General features: G+C 71.3%; 22 protein-coding genes. 13 read left to right on the top strand and 9 right to left on the bottom strand.

Translation table 11 applies throughout. From position 1 onward, the window contains the following. Positions 1–123 precede the first annotated feature (123 nt). A complete protein-coding gene (locus tag CPCC7001_RS04390) occupies positions 124–1449 on the top strand; it encodes an MSMEG_0569 family flavin-dependent oxidoreductase (RefSeq protein WP_006910027.1) in 1326 nt (441 codons plus the stop codon). A gap of 15 nt (positions 1450–1464) precedes the next feature. Here CPCC7001_RS04390 and CPCC7001_RS04395 read toward each other — a convergent pair whose 3' ends face one another. The 4 genes from CPCC7001_RS04395 to CPCC7001_RS04410 all read right to left on the bottom strand — a co-directional run bounded on the left by CPCC7001_RS04395 (position 1465) and on the right by CPCC7001_RS04410 (position 4427). Continuing rightward, complete coding sequence (locus CPCC7001_RS04395) at positions 1465–2163, bottom strand: putative 2OG-Fe(II) oxygenase (protein ID WP_006910716.1); 699 nt, start codon at positions 2161–2163, stop codon at positions 1465–1467. 57 nt (positions 2164–2220) lie between these two features. After that, positions 2221–2478: a hypothetical protein gene (locus CPCC7001_RS04400; RefSeq protein ID WP_006910870.1), complete on the bottom strand. Its 258-nt coding sequence runs from the start codon at positions 2476–2478 to the stop codon at positions 2221–2223. 27 nt (positions 2479–2505) lie between these two features. After that, positions 2506–3156 (bottom strand): cation transporter, encoded by a 651-nt coding sequence (locus CPCC7001_RS04405; protein WP_006911602.1) that lies wholly within the window; start codon positions 3154–3156, stop codon positions 2506–2508. A gap of 227 nt (positions 3157–3383) precedes the next feature. Beyond that, positions 3384–4427, bottom strand: a complete 1044-nt coding sequence (locus CPCC7001_RS04410; protein WP_043368604.1) for a retropepsin-like aspartic protease — start codon at positions 4425–4427, stop codon at positions 3384–3386. A 611-nt stretch (positions 4428–5038) separates the two neighbouring features. On the opposite strand from CPCC7001_RS04410, the gene CPCC7001_RS04415 reads away from it, so the two are divergent. The 4 genes from CPCC7001_RS04415 (at position 5039) to CPCC7001_RS04430 (ending at position 8379) form a co-directional block, all read left to right on the top strand. Further along, a complete protein-coding gene (locus tag CPCC7001_RS04415) occupies positions 5039–5467 on the top strand; it encodes a VOC family protein (protein ID WP_198006452.1) in 429 nt (142 codons plus the stop codon). A 157-nt stretch (positions 5468–5624) separates the two neighbouring features. Beyond that, the gene (locus tag CPCC7001_RS04420; RefSeq protein WP_006909468.1) at positions 5625–6104 is read left to right on the top strand and encodes an Hsp20/alpha crystallin family protein; all 480 of its coding nucleotides are present in this window, start codon (positions 5625–5627) and stop codon (positions 6102–6104) included. A 97-nt stretch (positions 6105–6201) separates the two neighbouring features. Next, on the top strand, positions 6202–7758 hold the full coding sequence (locus tag CPCC7001_RS04425) for an NAD(P)/FAD-dependent oxidoreductase (protein ID WP_006911507.1): 1557 nt from the start codon (positions 6202–6204) through the stop codon (positions 7756–7758). A 108-nt stretch (positions 7759–7866) separates the two neighbouring features. Continuing rightward, positions 7867–8379, top strand: coding sequence for a hypothetical protein (locus tag CPCC7001_RS04430; protein ID WP_006910539.1), 513 nt, complete (start codon positions 7867–7869; stop codon positions 8377–8379). Between the two features lie 31 nt (positions 8380–8410). On the opposite strand, the gene def is transcribed toward CPCC7001_RS04430, so the two are convergent. After that, positions 8411–8953: a peptide deformylase gene (gene def, locus CPCC7001_RS04435; RefSeq protein WP_006910009.1), complete on the bottom strand. Its 543-nt coding sequence runs from the start codon at positions 8951–8953 to the stop codon at positions 8411–8413. A gap of 82 nt (positions 8954–9035) precedes the next feature. On the opposite strand from def, the gene CPCC7001_RS04440 reads away from it, so the two are divergent. The 3 genes from CPCC7001_RS04440 to CPCC7001_RS04450 all read left to right on the top strand — a co-directional run bounded on the left by CPCC7001_RS04440 (position 9036) and on the right by CPCC7001_RS04450 (position 14159). Next, on the top strand, positions 9036–10805 hold the full coding sequence (locus CPCC7001_RS04440) for a mechanosensitive ion channel family protein (protein ID WP_006911771.1): 1770 nt from the start codon (positions 9036–9038) through the stop codon (positions 10803–10805). A 118-nt stretch (positions 10806–10923) separates the two neighbouring features. Further along, positions 10924–13107 carry a catalase/peroxidase HPI gene (gene katG / locus CPCC7001_RS04445; protein WP_006909365.1) on the top strand — a complete coding sequence of 728 codons (2184 nt, stop codon included), beginning with the start codon at positions 10924–10926 and terminating at the stop codon, positions 13105–13107. 56 nt (positions 13108–13163) lie between these two features. Further along, entirely contained in the window at positions 13164–14159 is a 996-nt protein-coding gene (locus CPCC7001_RS04450; RefSeq protein ID WP_006910614.1) for a lytic transglycosylase domain-containing protein, read from the top strand. 20 nt (positions 14160–14179) lie between these two features. Here CPCC7001_RS04450 and CPCC7001_RS04455 read toward each other — a convergent pair whose 3' ends face one another. From CPCC7001_RS04455 to CPCC7001_RS04470, 4 genes are all read right to left on the bottom strand, one after another. Continuing rightward, positions 14180–14629, bottom strand: coding sequence for a hypothetical protein (locus CPCC7001_RS04455; protein ID WP_006909291.1), 450 nt, complete (start codon positions 14627–14629; stop codon positions 14180–14182). Further along, positions 14629–15492, bottom strand: a complete 864-nt coding sequence (locus CPCC7001_RS04460) for a sulfite exporter TauE/SafE family protein (protein ID WP_225867170.1) — start codon at positions 15490–15492, stop codon at positions 14629–14631. Before CPCC7001_RS04460 ends, CPCC7001_RS04455 begins: the two co-directional genes overlap by 1 nt. Beyond that, the gene (locus CPCC7001_RS04465; RefSeq protein WP_006911390.1) at positions 15489–16052 is read right to left on the bottom strand and encodes a rhodanese-like domain-containing protein; all 564 of its coding nucleotides are present in this window, start codon (positions 16050–16052) and stop codon (positions 15489–15491) included. Before CPCC7001_RS04465 ends, CPCC7001_RS04460 begins: the two co-directional genes overlap by 4 nt. A 64-nt stretch (positions 16053–16116) precedes the next feature. Further along, entirely contained in the window at positions 16117–17217 is a 1101-nt protein-coding gene (locus tag CPCC7001_RS04470) for a rhodanese-like domain-containing protein (RefSeq protein WP_006910805.1), read from the bottom strand. A 268-nt stretch (positions 17218–17485) separates the two neighbouring features. Here CPCC7001_RS04470 and CPCC7001_RS04475 point away from each other — a divergent pair, with 268 nt between their 5' ends. The 5 genes from CPCC7001_RS04475 to CPCC7001_RS04495 all read left to right on the top strand — a co-directional run bounded on the left by CPCC7001_RS04475 (position 17486) and on the right by CPCC7001_RS04495 (position 22012). After that, the gene (locus CPCC7001_RS04475; protein WP_043369541.1) at positions 17486–17806 is read left to right on the top strand and encodes a helix-turn-helix transcriptional regulator; all 321 of its coding nucleotides are present in this window, start codon (positions 17486–17488) and stop codon (positions 17804–17806) included. Positions 17807–17972: 166 nt separating this feature from the next. Further along, on the top strand, positions 17973–19007 hold the full coding sequence (locus tag CPCC7001_RS04480) for an amino acid ABC transporter substrate-binding protein (protein ID WP_006911813.1): 1035 nt from the start codon (positions 17973–17975) through the stop codon (positions 19005–19007). Beyond that, positions 19007–20002 (top strand): ABC transporter permease subunit, encoded by a 996-nt coding sequence (locus tag CPCC7001_RS04485; protein WP_006909448.1) that lies wholly within the window; start codon positions 19007–19009, stop codon positions 20000–20002. Before CPCC7001_RS04480 ends, CPCC7001_RS04485 begins: the two co-directional genes overlap by 1 nt. Position 20003: 1 nt before the next feature. After that, on the top strand, positions 20004–21260 hold the full coding sequence (locus CPCC7001_RS04490; RefSeq protein ID WP_006909453.1) for an amino acid ABC transporter permease: 1257 nt from the start codon (positions 20004–20006) through the stop codon (positions 21258–21260). Further along, entirely contained in the window at positions 21257–22012 is a 756-nt protein-coding gene (locus CPCC7001_RS04495; RefSeq protein WP_006910709.1) for an amino acid ABC transporter ATP-binding protein, read from the top strand. The genes CPCC7001_RS04490 and CPCC7001_RS04495 overlap by 4 nt, the downstream gene beginning before the upstream one ends. Positions 22013–22015 lie beyond the last annotated feature (3 nt).

The raw sequence follows: 22015 nt of genomic DNA on the forward strand, positions 1-22015 counted from the left end.
TTATGTGACGAATGCAACGGAATTCCAGGCCAGCTCCCGGTGGCATCGGCTACCAGCCAAAACCTCGGAATCACCGAGAATTCACTTCTCTCGATTGGCGCGTCACGTGCGCACGATCGGCGCGTGAAGGTTCCGACCGTGTTCCAGGTGTCCCAGGCCGCCAACCCCTCCAGCGAACGGCGCGACGTCGTGGTGATCGGAGGAGGACAGGCCGGTCTGGCGGCGGCGGCCTGCCTGCAGCGCCGCGGCATCCGCCCCCTGGTGCTGGAGCAGCACCGCGTGGCCCACGCCTGGGACCAGCAGCGCTGGGATTCCTTCTGCCTGGTCACACCCAACTGGCAGTGCCGCCTGCCGGACTTCCCCTACGACGGCGATGACCCCGATGGGTTCATGGGGCGGGACGAGATCGTGGCCTACGTGCGCCGCTTCGCCGACGCCATCGGCGCCGATGTGCGCGAGGGCGTGCGGGTGGAGCGCCTCAGCCTGCAGGGAGGCACCTACACCCTCAGCACCAGCGAGGGCACGATCGACGCGGCCCACGTGATCGTGGCCACCGGCGGCTACCACATCCCGAAGCGCCATCCCCAGGCCGAACGCCTGCCCTCCGGGGTGCTGCAGCTCGATGCCCGCGACTACCGCCGCCCCGAGCAGCTGCCGCCCGGTGCCGTGCTGGTGGTGGGCAGCGGCCAGTCGGGCTGCCAGATCGCCGAGGATCTCTTCCTCGCCGGACGGCGGGTGCACCTGAGCGTGGGCTCGGCGCCCCGCTCGCCGCGCCGCTACCGCGGCAAGGACGTGGTGGACTGGCTTGATCGCATGGGCTACTACACCATGCCGATCACCGAGCACCCCGATCCCCGGCTGGTGCGCGGCAAGACCAACCACTACCTCACCGGTCGCGACGGGGGACGGGAGATCGATCTGCGCCGCCATGCCCGCAACGGCATGGTGCTGCACGGACGGCTGCAGGAGCTCGGCCCCCAGCACATCCGCTTCGCCGGCGACCTGGGCATCAACCTCGATCAGGCCGATGCGGTCTACGCCCGCATCCGCACCAGCATCGACAGCTACATCGAGCGCGAAGGCTTGGAGGCACCGGAGGAGCCCCCCTACGAGCCCTGCTGGCATCCCGCCTGCGGCGACGAGGAACAGCTGGATCTGGAGCAGGAAGGCCTCGCGGCCGTGATCTGGTGCACCGGCTACCAGGCCGACTTCCGCTGGATCGACGTGCCCGTGTTCGACGGGGCCGGCTACCCCGCCCACGAACGGGGGGTCACCCCCAGCCCCGGGCTCTACATGCTGGGGCTGCCCTGGCTGCACACCTGGGGCTCAGGGCGTTTCGGCGGCGTGGCCGAGGATGCCGACCACCTGGCTGAAACCATCCGCCTGCGCCTGCAGCTCTCCGACATCCGCCACGAGCGGCTGGAGTGCACGGCCCTGCTGGGCTCCTGAGCAGGGGCCCCCTGCTCAGCGGAAGCCGCCCGGCTTGCGGCGGCTGGTGGACAGCGACACGTTGCCTGTCGGCACCGGCGTGGATGGGGTGGCCTGGGGCGGCACCGCCACCACGTTGAAGGCCAGCGACAGCCGGTCGCCCTGCCCCCGGAACGGCGCCACCGAGTGGGGCTGCCAGGCGGGAAACACGTAGAAGTCCCCCGGAACCGGCACCACGTAGTGGGCCATGCCGGTGCGGAAGCTCTGGATGTGCCAGTCCTCCGGGCCGTAGAAGCAGAGCTGGCCGTCGAAACGCTCCGCCGTGATCTGGGGCGGAACCTCCAGAAACACCACCCCGGAGAAGGTGCCGCCATGGGTGTGGGTGGGGTTGTAGTCACCCGCCCGCTGCACGTTCAGCCAGATGTCGATCATCTGGAGCTGGTAGCGGCCCCGGGCCCAGGGTCCATGGGCCTCCGGCGGCTGCTGGTCGATCACGTGGCGGATCCAGCGCTCACAGGCCGGCAGCAGCACCTCCGAGCAGAGGGTCACCACTTCGGGGTACTGGGGGCCCAGCTCCCGCTGCAGCGCCAGCTGCCCCGCCAGCTTCAGGGAGGCGTCGGGGGCCAGGGCCGGATCGGCCAGCACCGTATGGGCCAGGGCCTGCAGACCGCGCAGCTGCTCCGATGGCAACACCCCCTTGAGCAGGTAGCGCGGGAAGAGGCTCAGCACCTCCATGCTGGTTGCCATCCGGAAGGTCGCATCCGCGGCGACTCTTGCAGATTCGCCGGCGGATCAGTCCTCCCAGCGCAACACCACCTGATCCGGCACCACATCGCCCAGATCCTCTCGCATCAGGGCCCGCACCAGGGCCGTGGTGAAGGATTCCGGGCCGAAGCTGGCGCGGCGCTCCCCGTCCCGCCACACCTCGATGGTCCACAGGCCGTAGCTGCACTCGATCCGGCTCTGCAGGGGACACTGGTCGGGGGAGGGGGGTTCGGTCGGCACCTCGATCACGATGCCGCTGATGGCGATCCGCTTGGTTGGGCTCACGCACTCCCTTCGTTCGGCCCTCCCTTGCTAGCCACCACGGCTGCGGCTGCTCAGGCCGCCGTCGGCCCCGTCCGCCGACTGGCGCAGGATCCGGATGCCGCCCCGCAGCACCAGCAGGCTGATCACGAGGCCGATCAGCAGGTCGGGCAGGGGGCTGCCGAGCAGGGTCACGAGCAGCCCGGCCACGATCACGCCGGCATTGGCGATGGTGTCGTTGGTGGAGAAGATCAGCGACGCCCGCATGTGCAGCCCACCATCGCGATGGCGTTGCAGCAGAGCCAGGCACTGCAGGTTGGCGGCCAGAGCCAGGGCCGCCACCGAGGCCATCAGCACCCCCATGGGTTCGCTGCCCAGGGCGTAGCGGCGCACCCCATCCAGCATCACCAGCGCCGCCAGCCCCACCTGCAGCCAGCCGCTCAGGCGCGCCGCCCTGCGCTGACGTGCCGTGCCGCGGCCCACGGCCAGGAGGCTGAGGGCATACACCGCGGCATCGGCCAGCATGTCCAGCCCATCGGCGATCAAGCCCGTGGACCGGCCCCAGAGGCCCAGCCCCGCTTCCAGCAGAAACATCGCGCCGTTGATCGCGAGCAGCCAGCGCAGCGTGCTCCGCTCGAGGCGTTCCGCCCCTTCGGCCCCGCAGCCGCAGGCACCCGGGGAAGGGATCGGGCGCCCTGTCATCGTCCCGGAGCAGCGAAACCTGAACAGTCAGGCCGGGCGCCTGCGGCGGCAGCCTTCCTGAGAAGACGTGTTACGTTTCTTCGTATCAATTCACAATCACTCTTTCGGAGGCCGTGCTCACCACCCTGGCGATCGACCTTGTCTCCACCGTGTTCGGTGTGCCGATCCGCCAGATCGTCTTCGCCCTCGGCTTCGCCCGGGTGCTGGTGCCGATCGGCTGACCCGCTCTACGGCCGGGTGGGCCAGAGCCGCAGCAACGGAGGCGTCGCATCCAGCCGCCACAGCTGGGGGTGGGAACGCAGCAGCTCCTGCCCCACGATCGCCTCCACCCCGAGGGCCTCGAACACCGGATTGGCCGTGGTGATGGCCTGAACGGGTGCGGGCAGATGGCCCCCATGGCCAGGTAGGGGGAGCAGATGGGGGCCGAGCATCGGAGCCCAGCGGGCCGATTCTTCACCGCAGAAGCCAGCCACCCGCAGCGGCCGGCTCGGGCCCACCGGCATCAGCCGCGCCGTGAGGCCGGGGGTGAGGAACAGCCCCTCCGCCCCGGTGTCGGCCAGGGCGGGCACGCTGAGCGGAGCGGCGGGCTGCCCGGGCACCGCCGCGAGGGGCAGGGCCATCAGGGGCACACCCCGCTGCCAGCGCAGGGCGTGGGTGACGGGCCTCCGGCCAGCGGAATCGCCCCGGGAGGCCTCAGCGGCCAGCCGCAGCGCAGCGGGCCCGAATGCCAGCTGGCCGCCGCGGGGGTCAACCCAGAGCGGCAGCTGCCGCAACTGGGGCGCGCCCAGCACCCCATCCACATCAGCGGGCAGACCGGCCACCGGCAGAACCAGCACCTCGGCGCCGCTCAGGCTCAGCCGCGCCGAGCCCGGACCGCCGGCGGTGAGCAGCGGCAGGCGGGCGCGGCGGGGCTGCACCGCGCCGCAGCCCTCACCGGCTCCCGCCAGGGCGAACTGGCGCAGCGGAATCACCCGGCTGGAGAGGCTGAGGCGCGCCACCAGGGCCGGCGACAACAGGCTGGAGGAGGCTCCGGTATCGAGCAGAAACCGCACCGTCGCGGCCCCGGTCGCGCCCACCGTCGCGCCCCCCGTCGCGCCCGATGCGCCGCTGCCGGTGGGGCTGCGGAAGGTGAGCACGGGCGTATCGCCGTGACGGGCACGTTCCAGCGGCAGGGCGATCGAACCGGTCAGCACCCCGGCCTCCAGGGCCGGCCCCTGCATCTGGATCAGCGCCGCGGCCACCGGCGCCAGCCCTGGAATCGCCACCGCCATCGGCCCGTGTCCCCTCAGCTTGGGGCTGGCCCCGGCGACAGGCCAGAGGCATGAATCGGCGTGAAGGCGGTTCGTAACGGTGGGTTGCCACCGATCAAGAGCCGTGAAGGCTGGCGGGCGCAGGCTTGCCGGCCGCAGGGAACACGGCGAGGGTGGACACATCGGGATTCGGAGGCTCCACGGATGGATGACACCCCCCCGCAGCAGATGTCAGGAGCGCGCTGACGATCCGGCCCCTGCTCCAACACTCTCAACGGATCACTGACGTTCCAGGCCTGTCGCAGGCTGTGTGAAGCCGCAGGGCTTTCCCTCCCTCCAGCCTTCGCCGTCCACTGCACCGTTCACGGGCGAGTCCTCGACCTTGCTCCCAGGTGCCCCGGATACCAGCGGAACGTCCTCCTGGACCCATGGCCCCAGGTGCCAGCGCCAGCAGCTCCGCTCTCCAACAACCACATAATCCAGGCGATCTGACGATCCACCGACCGCGCAGCTGCGCCCCGCTCCCCTGAGCGGGCACCACGGCTGAGCAGACAAGAGCCCGGGGCCCACGCTCCGGGCTTTGTTGTGGAAGCCCTCGGGGGCGGCGAAGAACGGTCACGATGGCAGCAGACATGACGGCGACGGGCGAGCAAGACGGATCACCTGGCGGATCCCTGGACGGGCCACCGGGTGGATCCCTCGTGCTGGCGGCCGACGATCCGGCGCGTCTGGCCCGCTTCTATGGCTCCCTGCTGGCGGCGGAGCCGCAGGCGGGTCTGGGTGCTGGCCACTGGCGGGTGCCCTGGCCACCGGGAGGATGGCTGGAGATCTACGCCCCATCACGGAGCCGGCCCCAGCCCAGGCAGCCGGGGCGGCTGGCCCTCTGCCTGCAGCGCCGTACCGCCGGGGCCGACGCCACAGCGGTGCTGCACGCCTGGATCAGCCAGGCCCTGGCGCAGGGGGCCTCACGGCTCGATCCTCCACGACGGGAACCGTTCGGAGCCGAGGCCTGGCTGCTCGATCCGGAGGGCAACCGGCTGCTGTTGCTGGTGTTGCCATGAACCCGGGCAGCCATGAGCCCAGCCAGCACCGGGCCCTTCGGTTCTCACCCCAGCGGATTCGGGTCTCCCGACCCTGGGCGTGAGGGCCGAATCCCAGCGTTCGGTTCACCCGCTCCCGCGCCCATGGCCCAGCGGCGAAGGTTGTTGCACGGGGGCGATGAGACCCCGCCACAACCTCACCTTCGCCACCAGAACCATGCTGAGTCTGCGCACCACCACCCCCTTCGAGCTGTTCGATCGGCTGGAGCATCAACTCACCCAGCAGCTGCACGGCAGCGAACGGGTCCCGGCCGCCGAAGTGCACGAAACCGCCGAGGCCTACACCGTGATCCTCGAACTCCCGGGAGTGGACCGTGAGGGCCTCGATGTGAAGGCCACCGACCGCACCCTGGTCATCAGCGCCGAACGCCGCTCCCAGCGGGAGGCCGCCGCCGGCGATGCCGCTGCTTCCGAACAGCGCGCCGCCGCCGAGCCGCTGCTGAGCGAGTTCCGCTACGGCACCTGGAGCCGCAGCTTCCGCTTCCCCACGCCGATCGAGGCCCAGAACCTCAACGCCACCTACCGCGACGGCCTGCTCACCGTGACGGCTCCCAAGGCCCAGACCCACACCACCGTGAAGGTGAAGGTGGAGGGCTGAGGCACACCCCCTTGCGCCACAGCGCCGCAGCGTCCAGGAGAATGGTCAAACGCGCCCCCGGCTCCCGCCGGGGGCTTTCTGCGGCAGCTCTGAAGCGGTGCCTCCATCCCTTCCCCAGCACACCTCGGTTCTCGTGGTGGGCGCCGGACCCACCGGCCTGCTCCTGGCCGCCGAGCTGCAGCGCAGGCAGGTGCCCACCCTCCTGATCGAGGCACGGCCCGAGGCTCTGCACTGGGATCGTGCCACCGTCATCCACCCCCTCTCCCTGGAGATCTTCGAGGCCCTGGGGCTGGAGGAGGAGTTTCTGGACGCAGGCTGCCGCCAGCGCCACATCCTCATCCACGCCGATGGCGAGCGGCTCGGAGAGCTGGACCTGGCCGGCTGTGGCAGCCGCTACGGCTTCAATCTGGGACTGTCCGAGGAAATCACCGAGCGCCTGCTCAGCGGCCACCTGCAGCGCCACGGCGGCACGATCCACCGGGGCTGGCGCCTGATCGGACTGGAGCCCCACGGCGAGGGGGTGATCGCCACGATCGCCAGCGGCGAGCAGCTGCACCGGGTGCAGGCACGCTGGGTGGTGGGCTGCGACGGCCTGCGCAGCACCACCCGGGAGCTGGCCGGCATCGCCTTCGACGGGGAGGCCATCGCCAGGCCCTGGGCCGTGTTCGATGCCGGTGTGGAGGGCTGGCGGGACAGCCATGAGGCCAACGCCGCCTACCTGGACGCCACGCCGCTGATCCTCACCGCCCTGCCCGGCCGGCGCTGGCGGGTGTACCTGCGCCCCAGCTCCGAGCAGAGCGACCTGGTGACAGAAGCGGGCGCCGTGCTGCAGCGCTATCTGCCCGGCGCCCGCTTCACGGAGGTGGAGAACCCCAGTCGCTTCCACTGCCACACCCGGGTGGCCAGGGCCTTCCACTCCGGCGCCGTGTTCGTGGCGGGCGATGCGGCCCATGTGTGCTCACCCGCCGAGGGCCATGGCATGAACTGCGGGCTGCAGGATGCCGCCAACCTGGGCTGGAAGCTGGCGCTGGTGCACCACGGCACCGCCACCCCGGCCCTGCTCGACAGCTATGGCCTGGAACGGCGCCCGGTGGCCGAACGGATCACCCGCTCCGGCGCGGCCACCGAGCAGGCCCATGGACTGCGGGATCCACAGGAGCGTGCGGCGCGGAACCGGGCCATCGCCGCGATGCTCGCCGATCCCGTGGCCCGCCAGCACGAGGTGGTGGCCGAAACCGAGATGAACGTGGGCTACGCAGGGTCGCCGATTCTCTGCGAGTGGCTGGCGGAAGGAGGACTGGGCGGCCAGCCGGGCGCGGGACAACGGCTGCCAACCACCATCCGGCTGTCTCCGGAGCAGGGAGGATGTCACCTGCACACGCTCACCCAGCGGCCGGAGCACACCCTGGTGCTGCTGGGCTCAGCGGACCGGGACCGAGGGGGCTTCGACAGCCTGCGCGCCCAGCTGGAGACCCGGGCCGCCCGATCGGCACTGCCCCAGACCGTCGTGGCGCTGCGGCCTGGCCCCACCCCCCCGGCGGGGGCGGGTCTCACCCTGCTGGCGGTGCGCCCCGACGGCTTCATCGGCCTGAGGGCCGAGCGTGAACACCTCCGCGCCCTCGACCACTACGAACGTCTGGTGGCCGGCCGCTGAGTTCCGCGCGGACCAGCCCCCAGGCTGCAACCTGGCAACCCAGACCAGGCTGCCAGAACCATGCAGCCGAAACCAGGCAGACTGGGTTCCAGTTGCCACCGCTTCCCGATGGGCCGCGAACGGGATCCCTTCCGCATTCCCCGCGCCGGCTGGGAAGTCGCTCCGGCGGCCGGCCTGGCCTCCTTCGACCTCAACGGCAGCGGCGGGCCCGCCGGTGGCGGCGAGTTCGTGGCCGAATCCACCGTGGGCGGGATCGCCGTCTACGCGATCTATCAGGCCCTGCTCAGCGCCATGCGCACCGAGGCCATGCGCCGCCGCGGCGAGATCGACCGGGCCACCCAGCTCCAGACCATTGCCGCCACCGTGTGGGAATCGAGCAAGCAGGGCGCGGTGGTCAGTGCCGCCCTCGGCATGGTGCTGCTGGTTTTCCCCTGGCTGAGCCTGCCGCTCACCCTGGTGGGGGCGGTGGGTATCGGCAAGGCCTCCCTCGATCTGTTCCATGCCTTCTGGGACGGCCTCAGCGCGGAGCAGCAGGCCGACCTCAGCCGCGCCGCTTTCGAGGCCGGCGTCAACCTGCGCCGCTTCGTGGACGGAGATCGGCGCCCGGCCCAGGCGGCCTGAGCGCTGCTGAGGGCTGGGAGCACAACAGCGCTCAGCCCGCAACCGGCAGCAGTCCGGCCGCCGCCAGCTCGGCGCTGAACCCGAACGCGGTGCGGTCCTCGATCCGGTCAGGGAACAGCACGCCATCGAGATGGTCGCATTCGTGCTGCACCACCCGGGCATGGAAGCCTTCCACCTCCCGCTGCAGCGGCCGGCCCTGCTCGTCGAGGCCCGTGTAGCGGATGCGGTCCCAGCGGGGCACCAGCCCCCGCAGCCCCGGCACGCTCAGGCACCCCTCCCAGCCGCTGCTGCGGGCACTTCCCAGGGGTGTGAGCACAGGATTGATCAGCACGGTGTCGGGGATCGGTGGTGCTTCGGGGTAGCGGGGATTGGTCGTGAATCCAAAGATCACCACCCGGAGGGCCACACCGATCTGAGGTGCGGCCAGGCCGGCACCATCACGGGCGGCCATGGTGTCCCGCAGATCGTCCAGCAGCGCGGAGAGTTCAGGGGAGCCGATCGCCTGCCGCGGCACCGCCACCGCCACCTGGCGCAGGAAAGGATCCCCGAGGCGCAGCACCGGTCGAATCGCCATGGCGGCAGCACGAGCTGCGTCCAAGCCTGCCCTTTGGATCCGGCCGCCTGTGTAACCATCCCTGCAACGGAGCGTCCGGACCATGCCGCAGATCGGCCCGATCCACCGAGGCAACCGCCGGGTGCGGCACGCGTTGCTGGCTCTGATCCTGGCCCCGCTGCTGAGCCTCCTGCTGTCTGTGCTGCCGGCCCAGGCCCAGATCAGCCTGGGGGAGAACCTCACCGGCGCCGGCGGCAGGGTGGTGCCCGACGGTGTGAACCGCTTCGGCGACATCGAGGTGACGCCGGTGACCTCGCCGATCGACGGCCGCCAGCTGTTCAAGATCGCCTCCCCCACGGTCTACGACCGAAGCCAGCCCCCGGAGGACGTCGTTCCCGTGGAACAGCGGGCCCGCCAGATTCACGCCCGCGTGGAACTGGCGGCGCTGGAGCGGGGCATGGGGGGCGACAGCCTGCGGGTGGAGACGGCCAAGCTCAACAACGTCACCGTGATCACCGTGCGCGATGACGATCACCCGCGCCCGATGGTGCTGGCTTCGGTCACCAGCGCCGATGCCAACTTCCACGGCGTCGCGGTGGAGGAGCTCGCCAAGCGCTGGCGCGGCAAGCTGGAGCGGGAAATCCGCGACTACGACCTCAGCCTGCAACCCGAGAACCTCAGGCGCAGCCTGTGGCGCTTCGTGCGGATCCTGCTGGGGATGGTGGCGGCCACCGGTGTGATCATCCTGATCAAGCGGCGCATCGCCCGGCGCCAGCTGGTGCTCCAGCAGCGGCTGCAGGCCATGCGCGAGCAGGTGGAACAGGAGGCCCCCTCCCAGCCGTCGGAGGGCGACGCCGATGGCCAGGACGCCCTGTTCCGCGGCCGGCAGCAGTTCGTGGAGGCCACCCTCGACCGGCTGCCGCTCAAACGGCGCCTCAACGGCTGGGGCCTGCTGCAGTGGCTGCTGTTCTGGGCCGTGCTGCTGCTCTGGTACGGCGGCATCTACCTGCTGCTGCGGCAGTTCCCAGGGCTGGCCATGTTCAGCCGCGACTTCGCCGGCCTGCCGCTCAAGCTGCTGCTGGTGTGGTTCTGCACCACCCTGGCGATCCGCTTCTGCACACGCCTGCTGGATCGCTTCGAGGCCCGCTGGGAGGCCCGCCATCCGGTGGTGGGCGGTGCCGCCGACCAGAGCCGCAGGCTGCAGCTGCGCTTCTCCACCATCATCGATGCCACCAAGGGCATGCTGGTGGTGCTGATCACCCTGGTGGGGGTGCTGTCCGGGCTGGGGGTGCTGGGGGTGCCGAGCAGCTCGATCCTGGCCATCGGGGGCCTGCTCGGCCTGGCGATCAGCTTCGGCGCCCAGAACCTGATCCGCGATCTGGTGAACGGCTTTCTGATCCTGGCGGAGGATCAGTTCGCCATCGGCGATGTGATCAACACCTCCGGCTCGGTAGGCCTGGTGGAGAGCCTCAACCTGCGCGTCACCCAGCTGCGCAGCCCCGGCGGGGAGTTCATCACCATTCCCAACAGCACCATCACCCAGGTGAACAACCTCACCCGCAACTGGTCGCGGGTGAACGTGAGCGTGGAGGTGGACTGCGACAGCGATCCCGTGGAGGCCCTGGCCGTGACCCGGGCCACCGGCGAGCAGCTGCACCGGGACCCGGACTGGGCGGCCAGCATCCTGGCGCCCCCGGCCGTGCTCGGCATCGATGCCATCAGCCATGCCGGCGTGGCGATCACCACCTGGATCGACACCGCCCCGGGCCGCCAGTGGGACGTGAGCCGCGAGTTCCGCCTGCGCCTGCTGCAGAACCTGCGCCAGGCCGGGATCCGGCTGGGCACGCCGCGCCAGACCAACCTGACGCCCTGAGAAGGGATGTGACGCACCGCTCCCCGCCCCACGGGGGCTGATTACGGTCCAGGAGGCGCAGGGACTTGCCCCCTCAGGGCAGAGATCCGCAGGACCGCCACCCCTTGACCGCTTCCGCATGACCGCCATCAGCAGCTGCCCGTTTGCTGCACGGGCCGGGGCCGCCACGGCCCAGGACGATGCTCCCAACCGCCGCTGGTGGCCCCAGCAACTGAATCTCGGCATCCTTCACCAGCACGCGCCGGCCTCCAACCCCCTCGGGTCCGGCTTCGACTACGCCGAGGCCTTCGGCCAGCTGGATTTCGCCGCCCTCAAGCGCGATCTCCACACCCTGATGACCGACTCCCAGGACTGGTGGCCGGCCGACTGGGGCCACTACGGCGGCCTGTTCATCCGCATGGCGTGGCACAGCGCCGGCACCTACCGCACCGGCGACGGCCGCGGCGGCGGTGGCACCGGCAACCAGCGTTTCGCGCCGGTGAACAGCTGGCCCGACAACGGCAACCTCGACAAGGCCCGGCGCCTGCTCTGGCCGATCAAGCAGACGTACGGCAACCGCATCTCCTGGGCCGATCTGATCATCCTGGCGGGCAACTGCGCCCTGGAATCGATGGGCTTCACCCCCTTCGGCTTCGGCGGCGGCCGGGTGGACATCTGGCAGCCGGAGGAGGACATCTACTGGGGCCGCGAGACCAGCTGGATGGGCGATGAGCGCCACAGCGACGACCACACGCTGGAAAACCCCCTGGCCGCGGTGCAGATGGGGCTGATCTACGTGAACCCGGAAGGTCCGAACGGTCAGCCCGATCCGGTGGCCTCGGGCCGCGACGTGCGCGAGACCTTCCTCCGCATGGCCATGAACGACGAGGAGACCGTGGCCCTGGTGGCAGGGGGCCACACCTTCGGCAAGGCCCACGGTGCCGGCAGCCCCGAACTGGTGGGTCCCGCTCCCGAGGGCGCGGCCCTCGAGGACCAGGGCCTGGGCTGGCGCAACGCCTTCGGCAGCGGCAAGGGCGCCGATGCCACCACCAGCGGCATCGAGGGCGCCTGGAAGCCCAACCCCACCAGCTGGGACCGGGGCTACTTCGAGATGCTGTTCGGCTACGACTGGGAACTGGTGAAGAGTCCGGCCGGGGCCTGGCAGTGGCAGGCGCTGCACGTGCGCGAGGAGCACCTCATCCCCGACGCCCACGATCCGGCGAAGCGGCATCCGCCGATCATGACCACCGCCGATCTCTCGCTCCGCTACGACCCGCTCTACGAACCGATCGCCCGCCGCTTCCACCAGGACCAGCAGGCCTTCGCCCGCGCCTGGTTCAAGCTCACCCACCGGGACATGGGCCCCAAGGCCCTATATCTCGGCCCCGAGGTGCCCGAGGAGGACCTGCTCTGGCAGGACCCGATCCCGGCGGTGGACCATCCCCTGATCCAGGAGCCCGCCATCGCGGCGCTCAAGGCCGAGCTGCTGGCCTCCGGCCTCAGCACCGCCGAGCTGGTGGCCACCGCCTGGGCCTCCGCCTCCACCTTCCGCGGCTCCGACAAGCGCGGCGGCGCCAACGGCGGCCGCCTCCGCCTGGCCCCCCAGAACGGCTGGGAGGTGAACGAGCCCGAGCAGCTGGCCCGCGTGCTGGCGGTGCTGGAGGGCATCCAGCAGCGCTTCAACGCCGCCCAGGGCGACGGCACCCGGGTGTCGCTCGCGGATCTGGTCGTGCTGGGCGGCTGCGCCGCTGTGGAAGCCGCCGCCCGGTCAGGCGGCCATGCCGTGGCGGTGCCCTTCCGTCCCGGCCGCGCCGATGCCAGCCAGGAGCTCACCGATGTGGAGGCCTTCGCGGTGCTGGAACCCCAGGCCGACGGCTTCCGCAACTTCCAGAAGCGCTCCTTCGCCGTGCCGGCCGAGGAGCTGCTGCTGGATCGGGCCCAGCTGCTCACCCTCAGCGCCCCGGAGATGACCGTGCTGGTGGGCGGCCTGCGGGTGCTGGGGGCCAACACCGGCGGCTCCAGCCAGGGGGTGTTCACCACCCGGGCCGGCACCCTCAGCAACGACTTCTTCGTGAACCTGCTGGACATGGCCACGGTGTGGACGCCCAGCGGCGAGGAGGCCAGCAGCTTCGAGGGCCGCGACCGCCACAGCGGTGCCCTGCGCTGGACCGCCAGCCGGGTGGATCTGGTGTTCGGCTCCAACTCCCAGCTGCGGGCGATCGCCGAGGTGTATGCCCAGAGCGACGGGGCCGAGAAGTTCGTGGCGGATTTCGTCGCCGCCTGGGGCAAGGTGATGGAGCTCGACCGCTTCGACCTGCGCTGAGGCCAGGGGGCTGGCCAGGAGCCATAGCCTGGGCACAACAACCCAGGAGCGCGGCCATGCCCCGGCTTGCCCATCGCCGTCTTGGTGTCGCCATCGGCGCCGCCCTGGCCCTGGGGGGTCTGGGGGCCTGGCTCCATCCCTACCTGGCGGCCACCCGGCCCCAGCAGGTGGAAGCCGAGCCCACCACCACCGCCCTGCTGCCCAGCGACCCCGGGCTGAGCCGCACCGCCGACGGCCGCCACTACCCGTTGGTGCCCGCCGACCCCCGGGAGCTGGCCGCCCTGCTGGCCCGGGTGGAGGCCGCCATCCGCTCGCCCGACACCCCGGAGGCGGAGCTGCCCGAACTGGGACACCAGCAGCAGGTGATCTACCGGGTGCTCTCCCACAAGCCGGAGCAATCGGCCCTGGTGCGCCAGCAACTGCCACAGCGCTGGCAGAGCGTGTTCGACCGGCACCTGGCGGCGCGGCGTGAGTTCCTCGCCATGCACCGAGGCGGCACCAAACCCACCTCCCTGCCGGCCTGGCGGATCATCGCGCCCGAACCGCCCGAGGCCCTGATCAGCCACTACAAGAAGGCTGAGGCCGCCACGGGCATTGCCTGGGAGGTGCTGGCGGCAGTGAATCTGGTGGAAACCGGCATGGGCCGCATCGATGGCGTGTCGGTGGCCAACGCCCAGGGGCCGATGCAGTTCCTGCCCACCACCTGGGCCGAGCGGGGCATCGGCAAGGGGGACATCCACGATCCCCATGACGCCATCCAGGCCGCCGCCCGCTACCTGGTGCGCCGCGGCGGGCTCCAGGACATCCGCAAGGGTCTGTGGGGCTACAACAACAGCGACCACTACGGCCGCGCCGTGCTCCACTACGCCTCTCTGATCGAGGAGGATCCGCGGGCCTATCTGGGGCTCTACCACTGGGAGATCCACTTCGGCACCGCCGCCGGCGACCTCTGGCTGCCGGTGGGCTACGACCAGCCCCAGCGCATCCCGGTGACGGCCTTCCTGCAGCGCTCGCCTGCCAGTGCGCCGCCGCCCGGCTCCTCGGGCTACTGAGCTCGAGCCACTGAGCGACGTCAGGCCTCGGCAAGCCGCAGACCGATCTGCTTCGGCACCCCCTCGGGCAGGTTGCGCGAGATCGGGCAGTGGGTCATGCGCTCCTGCATCCAGGCGATCGCCTCGGCATCGACCCGGTCGCGCTCCTCGGCACTGGCTGCGGGATCGAGGCCCATGCGGAAGTCGCCCTCCACCCGCTCCACGATCCAGGTGCTGCTGGTGGTCACCTCGAAGCTGGCCTCCACCCGCTCCAGGGGAAGCTGTCGCTCGCGGGCGTTGGCCACCAGATAGGTGTGCTGACACAGCAGCAGGGAAATCAGGTAGAGGCGGAAACCCGGCATGGTGAGGCTGAGCTGCTGGGATTCCCACTGCCCCTCCGGAGTGAGGAACTCCACCACCAGGTCACCGGTGGCGCGCTCGGGCGCGGGGTGGCTGCTGCGCAGCCGGAACTGAAACAGGCGTTGGTCCATCAGCAGGGAGCGGGAGGAACAGAAGCGAGGGGCGTGGGCCCGGAGCGGGCCACGGTGGCAGGGGGAGCGGCGGCAGCCGTCGGGGGCTCATGGCGGCGCCAGGCCTCGGCTCCGGTGAGCAGGGCCGAGCCGATCAGCAGGGCCGAGAAGCCCTGCCGCAGCCGCCGATCGTTCAGGTGGGGGGCCAGCCACTGGCCCACGAAGGCCCCGCCGGCACCCCCCACTAGCAGGGGCAGCAGTAGTGGCACGGCACTGGCGGGCCAGTGGCCGAGGGCCAGGAGGGCCACGGCCGCATTCACCGCGATCAGCACCAGGCTGGTGCCGCTGGCCAGGGCCATCGGCAGGCCGGCGATCAGCACCAGGGCCGGCACGATCGCAAAGCCCCCGCCCACGCCGGCGACGCCGGTGAGCAGCCCCACCACCACCCCCTGCAGGGCCAGGGCAGGCGCGCCGCCGCCGGCAGGGGGCATGGGCGTGTTGGCGTCGCGGGGCCTGCGGCGGCGGGTGAGCAGCCAGGAGGCCACCAGCGCCGCCAGCGTGAACACCCCCAGCTGCACGGCTTCCGGAATCAGGCCGGCCCTCACCAGGCTGCCGCCGATCCAGCTGCCGGCCAGGGCAGGAAACCCGAGGATCAGGGCGGGGCGCAGGGCCACCTGACGCCGGCGCAGGTAGGGCCCCACATTGCCCAGGGCCAGCAGGGCCACCACGATCAAGGAGAGCGGCACCGCCTGGCGGGTGGGCAGCCCGGCGCCGCTCACCAGCAGGGGCAGCAGCAGGATCGAACCTCCGGCCCCGAGCACCGCCAGCAGGAAGCCGATCAGGCCCCCCCCTGCCAGGAGCAGCAGGGCCGTGGCCTCGATCACAGGCTCACCCGGTTCCAGGGCATGGCCGCCAGCAGGCGGGCCATGCCGCAGAAGCCGCTGATGCCGGCGAACACCAGACCCGCCCCCACGAAGCCCGCCAGCCAGATCCAGCCGGGCGCCACCGTCTGGCTGAGGATCACCCCCAGGAGCACCAGGGAGCCGGCGGCGATCTGCACCTGCCGCATCAGCGGCAGCGGCGCCCCCGCCAGCCGGCGCACGGGATAGCCGGCCCGCTGCCAGGCGGGCACGCCGCCCTCCAGGTCCATCACCGGATCGGGATGGCCCTGCTGCAGCAGCTGCCCCAACCCCTTGGAGCTGCGGTTGCCGCTGTGGCACACCAGCACCAGGGGGCCGTTCGGCAGGTCCGTGCGGCCGAGGCGGGCCAGCGGCACGTTGATGCTGCCGGCGATGTGCCCGCCGGCGTATTCCACCGGCTCACGCACATCAATCACGGTCACCGCCCGGGCGGCCAGCCGGTCGGCCAGCTGCTGGGGCGAGATCCGGGCGAGCTCGATGGGGGCATCAGAGCCGCGGTTGGTGGGGGGGGAGGTCGTGGTCATCGGAGGTTGCGTGAGGTGGGGGGAATCAGATCGGACGTGGGAAAAAAGCAGGGATGTCGAGATGTCAGGCTCCGGCCGGCGGGGCGCCGGTCTCCACCGGGTAGCCCTCGTCGCGCCAGCGGCCCAGGCCGCCGCGCAGGTTGGCCACCTGCTCGCGCCCGGCCTTCATCAGCTGCTGGGTGGCCAGGGCCGAACGGCTGCCCGAATGGCACACCAGCACCAGGGGCCGGTCCTGGGGCAGCTCGGCGGCACGGGCCTCCAGCTCCGGCAGGGGCAGGAGCTGGCTGCCGGGGATGCGGCCGTCGGGGCCGTTGAATTCCTCCGGTGCCCGCACGTCCACCAGGGCCACATCGCCGCTGTGGGCCGCCACCCAGGCGGGGGAGAGTTCCGGCAGGCCGGCATAGCTGCGCACCAGCGGCGCCCAGCTGGCCTGGGGCTCCGGCTGCCGCGGCCGTCCCGAGCGCATGTTGCCGGGCAGGGCCTCGGCGATGCGGTGGGGGTGGGGCAGCTTCATGTTCTCCATGTGCCCCACGAAGTCGCGCTCGGTGGCGCTGCCCCCCAGGCGGGCGTTGAAGGCCTTCTCCTCCGCCACGGAGGTGACGCCGCGGCCGGTGTAGTCGTGGCCGGGATAGAGCAGGCAGGTGTCCGGCAGGGTGAGGATCTGGCCGGTGATCGAGCTCCAGAGGGTGTGGGCGTTGCCCTGCTGGAAATCGCAGCGGCCGCAGCCGCGCACCAGCAGGGCATCGCCCGTGAAGGCCATCGACAGGTCGTCGAGCACGTAGGTGACGCAGCCGTTGGTGTGGCCCGGCGTGCTGCGCACCTCCAGGGAGCGGCGGCCGAAGCTCACCCGATCCCCATGGGCCAGGGGCCGGGTCACGTTCTCGGCGCCGGCGGCGGCGGCCAGGCCGATGGCACAGCCCGTGGCTTCGTGCAGCAGCCAGCTGCCGGTCACGTGGTCGGCATGGGCATGGGTGTCGAGCGAGGCCACCAGCGCGATGCCGAGTTCCTGCACCAGGGAGAGGTCGCGGCGGTGCTGCTCGTACACCGGATCGATGATCACGCCCTGCCCGCTGGCCACGTCGGCCAGCAGATAGGTGTAGGTGCCGGTGTCGGCGTCGAACAGCTGACGCAGCAGCAGCGGAGCACCTCCCGCGGCGGCGGCCAAAAGCAATGCACCGGCCGGTGCGGCAGCCGGGGTGGCCTCTGAGGCGGCAGCTGAGGCGGCAGCGGCTTGAGCGGTGGGGGCGACACCCCCGGGAGAAGAGACGGCCATGCGGCATCCCTGCAGACTGTTATGACGATAGCCGCATAGAGGGGAACAACGCAATCGATCCGCCGTTCTTCGTGCTGGCTGCCGCGACCGGCGGCCCGGCGAAGACCATGGCAGAATGCTTTTAGCGTCATAAAGAATCGCCATGGCCGGCCCGGGCACCATGCCCTCTCTCCAGCTGCTCGAGGAGTACTGCCAGTTCTTCCGGATCCTGAGTGAACCGGCGCGGCTGCAACTGCTCTGCCAGCTCAAGCAGGGGCCGATGGATGTGGCCGCCCTGATCGAGGCCACGGGCTTTTCGCAGTCGCACATCAGCCGCCAGCTGGGCCAGCTGCAGCGGGCCGGCCTGGTGCGCTGCGAGCGCGACGGGGTGCGCACCATCTGGCACGCAGACAGCGAACTGGTGGACGACCTCTGCACCCTGGTGCAGTCCCGCCTGCGGCAGCGCCTGGAGGCCCAGCTGCAGCAGCTCGGCGCCGCCTGAGGCGGCTTCGCCTGACAGCGCATTGCGGCGGATCGTGACAGGATCGCGCCACTTCTGACCCCATCGGGGGATCGGCGCCATGCCTGCTGCTCCGCGAGCTCCCCACCGCCCGCTGCCCGCACCGGCCCCGGGGGCGGTCGTCGGACCCAGGCGGGGCGCGGCGCTGGTGGCCCTGCTCGGGCTGATTCCCCTGGCCGCCTGCGCCCCCCCGGATGGATCGGGCCTGCAGAGCGCCAAGCTGAACGGCATCACCGCCCGCGACAAGCTGGTGTGCGGGGTGGAGGGCACCCTGCCCGGCTTCAGCTTCGTGGAGCCCGATGGCCGCTATTCCGGGCTCGATGTGGACACCTGCAAGGCCGTGGCCGCGGCCGTGCTGGGGGATCCCGACAAGGTGGAGTACCGCAACCTCAACTCCAGCGAGCGCTTCGCGGCCCTGGCCAGCGGCGAGGTGGACATGCTGGCCCGCAACACCACGGCCACCCTCAGCCGCGACGCCGCCGGCGGCAACGGCCTCAGCTTCGCCCCCACCACCTTCTACGACGGTCAGGGGGTGATGGCGCCGGTGAAGAGCGGCATCACCGATCTGAAGGGCCTCTCAGGCAAGGCGATCTGCGTGGAGAGCGGCACCACCACCGAGCTCAACCTGGCCGACCGGATGCGGGAGATCGACGTGCCCTACACCCCGCTCAAGTTCCAGACCAGCGACCAGACCTACGCCGCCTACCTGGGCGGCCGCTGCGCCGCGGTGACCAGCGACCGCTCCCAGCTGGCCGGCAAGCGCAGCAGCTTCCCCGCGCCGGACGACCACCAGCTGCTGCCGGATGTGCTCAGCAAGGAGCCCCTCTCACCGGCCACCACCAACGCCGATCCGGCCTGGGCCGATGCCCTGCGCTGGATCGTGTTCAGCCTGATGCAGGCCGAGGAATGGGGCATCACCCAGGCCAATCTCGACAGCAAGCTGGCGGAAGCCCAGGCCAACACCAACCTCGCCGACCTGCGGCGCTTCTTCGGCGTGGAGGGGGATTTCGGTCGCCAGCTCGGCCTGCCCGCCGACTTCACCGTGCGGGCGATCCGGGCCGTGGGCAACTACGGCGAGATCTTCGAGCGCAACGTGGGCACCACCTCCCGGCTCAAGCTGGAGCGGGGCCTCAACCGCCTCTGGAGCGAGGGTGGCCTGATCTACGCCCAGCCCTTCCGCTGATGGCGCTGCCCCAGACCCCGGCCGTGATTCCCTGGTGGCGCAACCGGCGCCTGCTGCCCTGGCTGCTGCAGGCGGCGGTGGCCCTGGTGGTGCTGCTGGTCGTCGCCTTCCTGCTGGGCAACCTGATCCGCAACCTCACCGCCGCCGGCCTGCTGCTCACCTGGCGCTGGCTGGGCCAGCCCGCCGGCTTCAACATCGGCGAATCAACCATCCCCTTCGACGCCGCCCTGCCCTACTGGCGCGCGCTGCTGGCCGGGCTGGCCAACACCCTGCGGGCGGTGGTGTGCGGCCTGATCGGCGCCACCCTGCTGGGCACGATGGCGGGCATGGCCAACTTCAGCAGCAACGGTCTGCTGCGGGGGCTGGTGCGGGGCTATGTGGAGGTGGTGCGCAACATCCCGCTGCTGCTTCAGCTGGTGTTCTGGTACTTCGTGGTGTTCCTCGCCCTGCCCAACGGGGCGGCCGCCCTCCAGCTCCCCGGCCTCACCCTGGCCAAGTCCGGGCTGTATCTGGCCGGCTTCGGACCGGGCTGGGAGTGGGCAGGCCCCACCCTGGTGAACGGGGTGTGGCAGGCGCCGCTGCGGTTGAGCGTGGAGTTCGGCGCCCTGCTCTGCGGCCTGGTGGTGTACTCCGGGGCCTACATCGCGGAGGTCGTGCGGGCCGGCATCGCCGCCGTGCCCGAGGGCCAGTGGGAGGCGGCCTCCTCGCTGGGCCTGGGCTGGCTGGCCTCCGTGCGCCATGTGGTGCTGCCCCAGGCACTGCGGGTGATCGTGCCGGGCCTCAACACCCAGTACATCTCCCTGGCCAAGAATTCCTCGCTGGCGGTGGCCGTGGGCTACCCCGATCTCTACGCCGTGGCCGAAACCACCCTCAACCAGACGGGCCGGGCCGTGGAGATGGTGATCCTGCTGCTGGCGGCCTATCTGGTGCTCGACCTGCTGATCTCGGCGGTGATGAACGGCCTCAACCGGCTGGTGCAGATCCGGGAGCGCTGAGATGGCACCTTCCTCGCCAACGCCGGCCTCCCCCGCGGCAGCCCTGGCGGGCCGTCTCCGCCGCGACCTGTTCGCCACCCCCACCGACGGGCTGATCACCCTGGTGCTGCTGGGCGTGATCGGGGGCGCCCTCACCGGTCTGCTGCGCTGGGCCTTCGGCCGCGCCGACTGGGCCGTGATCCGGCTGAACAGCACCCTCTTCGCCGTGGGGCGCTACCCCCTGGCGCAGCAGTGGCGGCTGTGGCTGCTGCTGGCGCTGTTCTGCGGAGCGGCCGGCCTGAGCTGGGGCCTGCTGCGCAGCCAGCCGCGCCCCGACCGCCAGGGCCGGCTCTGGCCGCCGGCCGACCGCTGGGCCTGCGGGCTGATCGTGGCCCTGGCCCTCTGGACCCCCTGGGCCCTGGAGCTCTCGGCCTCCATCCAGCTGCGCTGGGCGGGCCTGGCCGCCCTGCTGCTGGCGCTGCGCTGGCTGGCAGGACGGCTCGGCCAGGCCCTCAGCCCCCGGCAAGGTTCATGGGCCCTGCGCAGCCTGGCGCTGCTGTGGCCGGCCCTCTACCTGATCGGGATGGAACTGATCAGCGGCGGGATCGGCCTGGCGCGGGTACCGAGCTCGGACTGGGGCGGCCTGCTGCTCACCCTGCTGCAGGCGAGCTTCGCGATCCTGCTCTGCTTCCCGCTGGGGGTGGCCCTGGCCCTGGGACGGCGCAGCGATCTGCCCCTGCTGCGCTGGGGCTCGGTGCTCTACATCGAGTTCGTGCGCGGTGCCCCGCTGATCACCCTGCTCTTTCTTGGGCAGAACATCCTCGGCTTCCTGCTGCCGGGTGGCCTGGCACCCGAGCGGGTATGGCGCGCCGCCTGGGTGCTCACTTTCTTCGCCGCCGCCTACCTGGCCGAAGCGGTGCGCTCGGGTCTGGCGGCCGTGCCCAAGGGCCAGCGCGAGGCCGCCCGCTCCCTGGGTCTCGGCCCCTTGCAGACCCTGCGCCATGTGGTGCTGCCGCAGGCGCTGCGGGTGGCCCTGCCGGTGATGGTGAGCCAGTTCATCTCCCTGCTGCAGGACACCACCCTGCTGTCGCTGATCGGGTTGCTGGAGCTGCTCGGCACCGCCCGGGCCGTGATGGCCAACCCCGCCTTCCTGGGGGACTACGGCGAGGTGTACCTCACCCTGGCGGTGCTGTTCTGGGGCTGCTGCACCGCCCTGGGCCTCGGCAGCCGCGCCCTCGAACACCGCCTCGATCCCCGTCACACCGCCAGCGCCCGATGACCTCCCCCGCCCTGTCCAGCGGTCCGATCCTGCGGGCCGAGGCCGTGCACAAGTGGTACCCGAACGGCTTCCAGGCCCTCAAGGGGGCCAGCCTCACGGTGGAGCGGGGGGAGGTGGTGGTGATCATGGGGCCGTCGGGCTCGGGGAAGAGCACCTTCATCCGCACCTTCAATGCCCTCGAGGAATTCCAGCAGGGCAGCATCCACATCGACGGACGCCCCCTCTCCGCCGACCTGCGCGACATCGACGCCATCCGCCGCGAGGTGGGCATGGTGTTCCAGCAGTTCAACCTCTTCCCCCACCTCACGGTGCTGGAGAACCTCACCCTGGCGCCGGTGCTGGTGCGGCGCCGCAGCCGGGCCGAGGCCCAGGCGCGGGCCATGCAGCTGCTGGAGCGGGTGGGCATCGCCGAGCAGGCCGGCAAATTCCCGGGCCAGCTCTCCGGCGGCCAGCAGCAGCGGGTGGCGATCGCCCGCTCGCTGTGCATGGATCCCCAGCTGATGCTCTTCGATGAGCCCACCAGCGCCCTCGATCCCGAGATGGTGCGGGAGGTGCTGGAGGTGATGCAGGGTCTGGCCGCCGACGGCATGACCATGGTGGTGGTGACCCACGAGGTGAGGTTCGCCCGGCAGGTGGCCCACCGGGTGGTGCTGATGGATGGGGGCGAGGTGGTGGAGGTGGCGCCGCCGGAGCGGTTCTTCTCCAACCCCGGCCACCAGCGCACCCGGCGCTTCCTCGACCAGATCCTCTGAGGG

The sequence above is a fragment of the Cyanobium sp. PCC 7001 genome, from assembly GCF_000155635.1.
GTDB lineage: Bacteria > Cyanobacteriota > Cyanobacteriia > PCC-6307 > Cyanobiaceae > NIES-981.

Excerpts from the sequence above, each read along its gene's own strand:
- CPCC7001_RS04440 (WP_006911771.1), top strand. The coding sequence starts at position 9,036 with ATGCCGCAGATCGGCCCGATCCACCGAGGCAACCGCCGGGTGCGGCAC.
- CPCC7001_RS04455 (WP_006909291.1), bottom strand. The coding sequence starts at position 14,629 with ATGGACCAACGCCTGTTTCAGTTCCGGCTGCGCAGCAGCCACCCCGCG.
- CPCC7001_RS04450 (WP_006910614.1), top strand. The coding sequence starts at position 13,164 with ATGCCCCGGCTTGCCCATCGCCGTCTTGGTGTCGCCATCGGCGCCGCC.
- CPCC7001_RS04495 (WP_006910709.1), top strand. The coding sequence starts at position 21,257 with ATGACCTCCCCCGCCCTGTCCAGCGGTCCGATCCTGCGGGCCGAGGCC.
- CPCC7001_RS04395 (WP_006910716.1), bottom strand. The coding sequence starts at position 2,163 with ATGGAGGTGCTGAGCCTCTTCCCGCGCTACCTGCTCAAGGGGGTGTTG.
- CPCC7001_RS04430 (WP_006910539.1), top strand. The coding sequence starts at position 7,867 with ATGGGCCGCGAACGGGATCCCTTCCGCATTCCCCGCGCCGGCTGGGAA.
- CPCC7001_RS04410 (WP_043368604.1), bottom strand. The coding sequence starts at position 4,427 with ATGGCGGTGGCGATTCCAGGGCTGGCGCCGGTGGCCGCGGCGCTGATC.
- def (WP_006910009.1), bottom strand. The coding sequence starts at position 8,953 with ATGGCGATTCGACCGGTGCTGCGCCTCGGGGATCCTTTCCTGCGCCAG.
- katG (WP_006909365.1), top strand. The coding sequence starts at position 10,924 with ATGACCGCCATCAGCAGCTGCCCGTTTGCTGCACGGGCCGGGGCCGCC.
- CPCC7001_RS04420 (WP_006909468.1), top strand. The coding sequence starts at position 5,625 with ATGAGACCCCGCCACAACCTCACCTTCGCCACCAGAACCATGCTGAGT.
- CPCC7001_RS04405 (WP_006911602.1), bottom strand. The coding sequence starts at position 3,156 with ATGACAGGGCGCCCGATCCCTTCCCCGGGTGCCTGCGGCTGCGGGGCC.
- CPCC7001_RS04485 (WP_006909448.1), top strand. The coding sequence starts at position 19,007 with ATGGCGCTGCCCCAGACCCCGGCCGTGATTCCCTGGTGGCGCAACCGG.
- CPCC7001_RS04490 (WP_006909453.1), top strand. The coding sequence starts at position 20,004 with ATGGCACCTTCCTCGCCAACGCCGGCCTCCCCCGCGGCAGCCCTGGCG.
- CPCC7001_RS04415 (WP_198006452.1), top strand. The coding sequence starts at position 5,039 with ATGACGGCGACGGGCGAGCAAGACGGATCACCTGGCGGATCCCTGGAC.
- CPCC7001_RS04465 (WP_006911390.1), bottom strand. The coding sequence starts at position 16,052 with ATGACCACGACCTCCCCCCCCACCAACCGCGGCTCTGATGCCCCCATC.
- CPCC7001_RS04475 (WP_043369541.1), top strand. The coding sequence starts at position 17,486 with ATGCCCTCTCTCCAGCTGCTCGAGGAGTACTGCCAGTTCTTCCGGATC.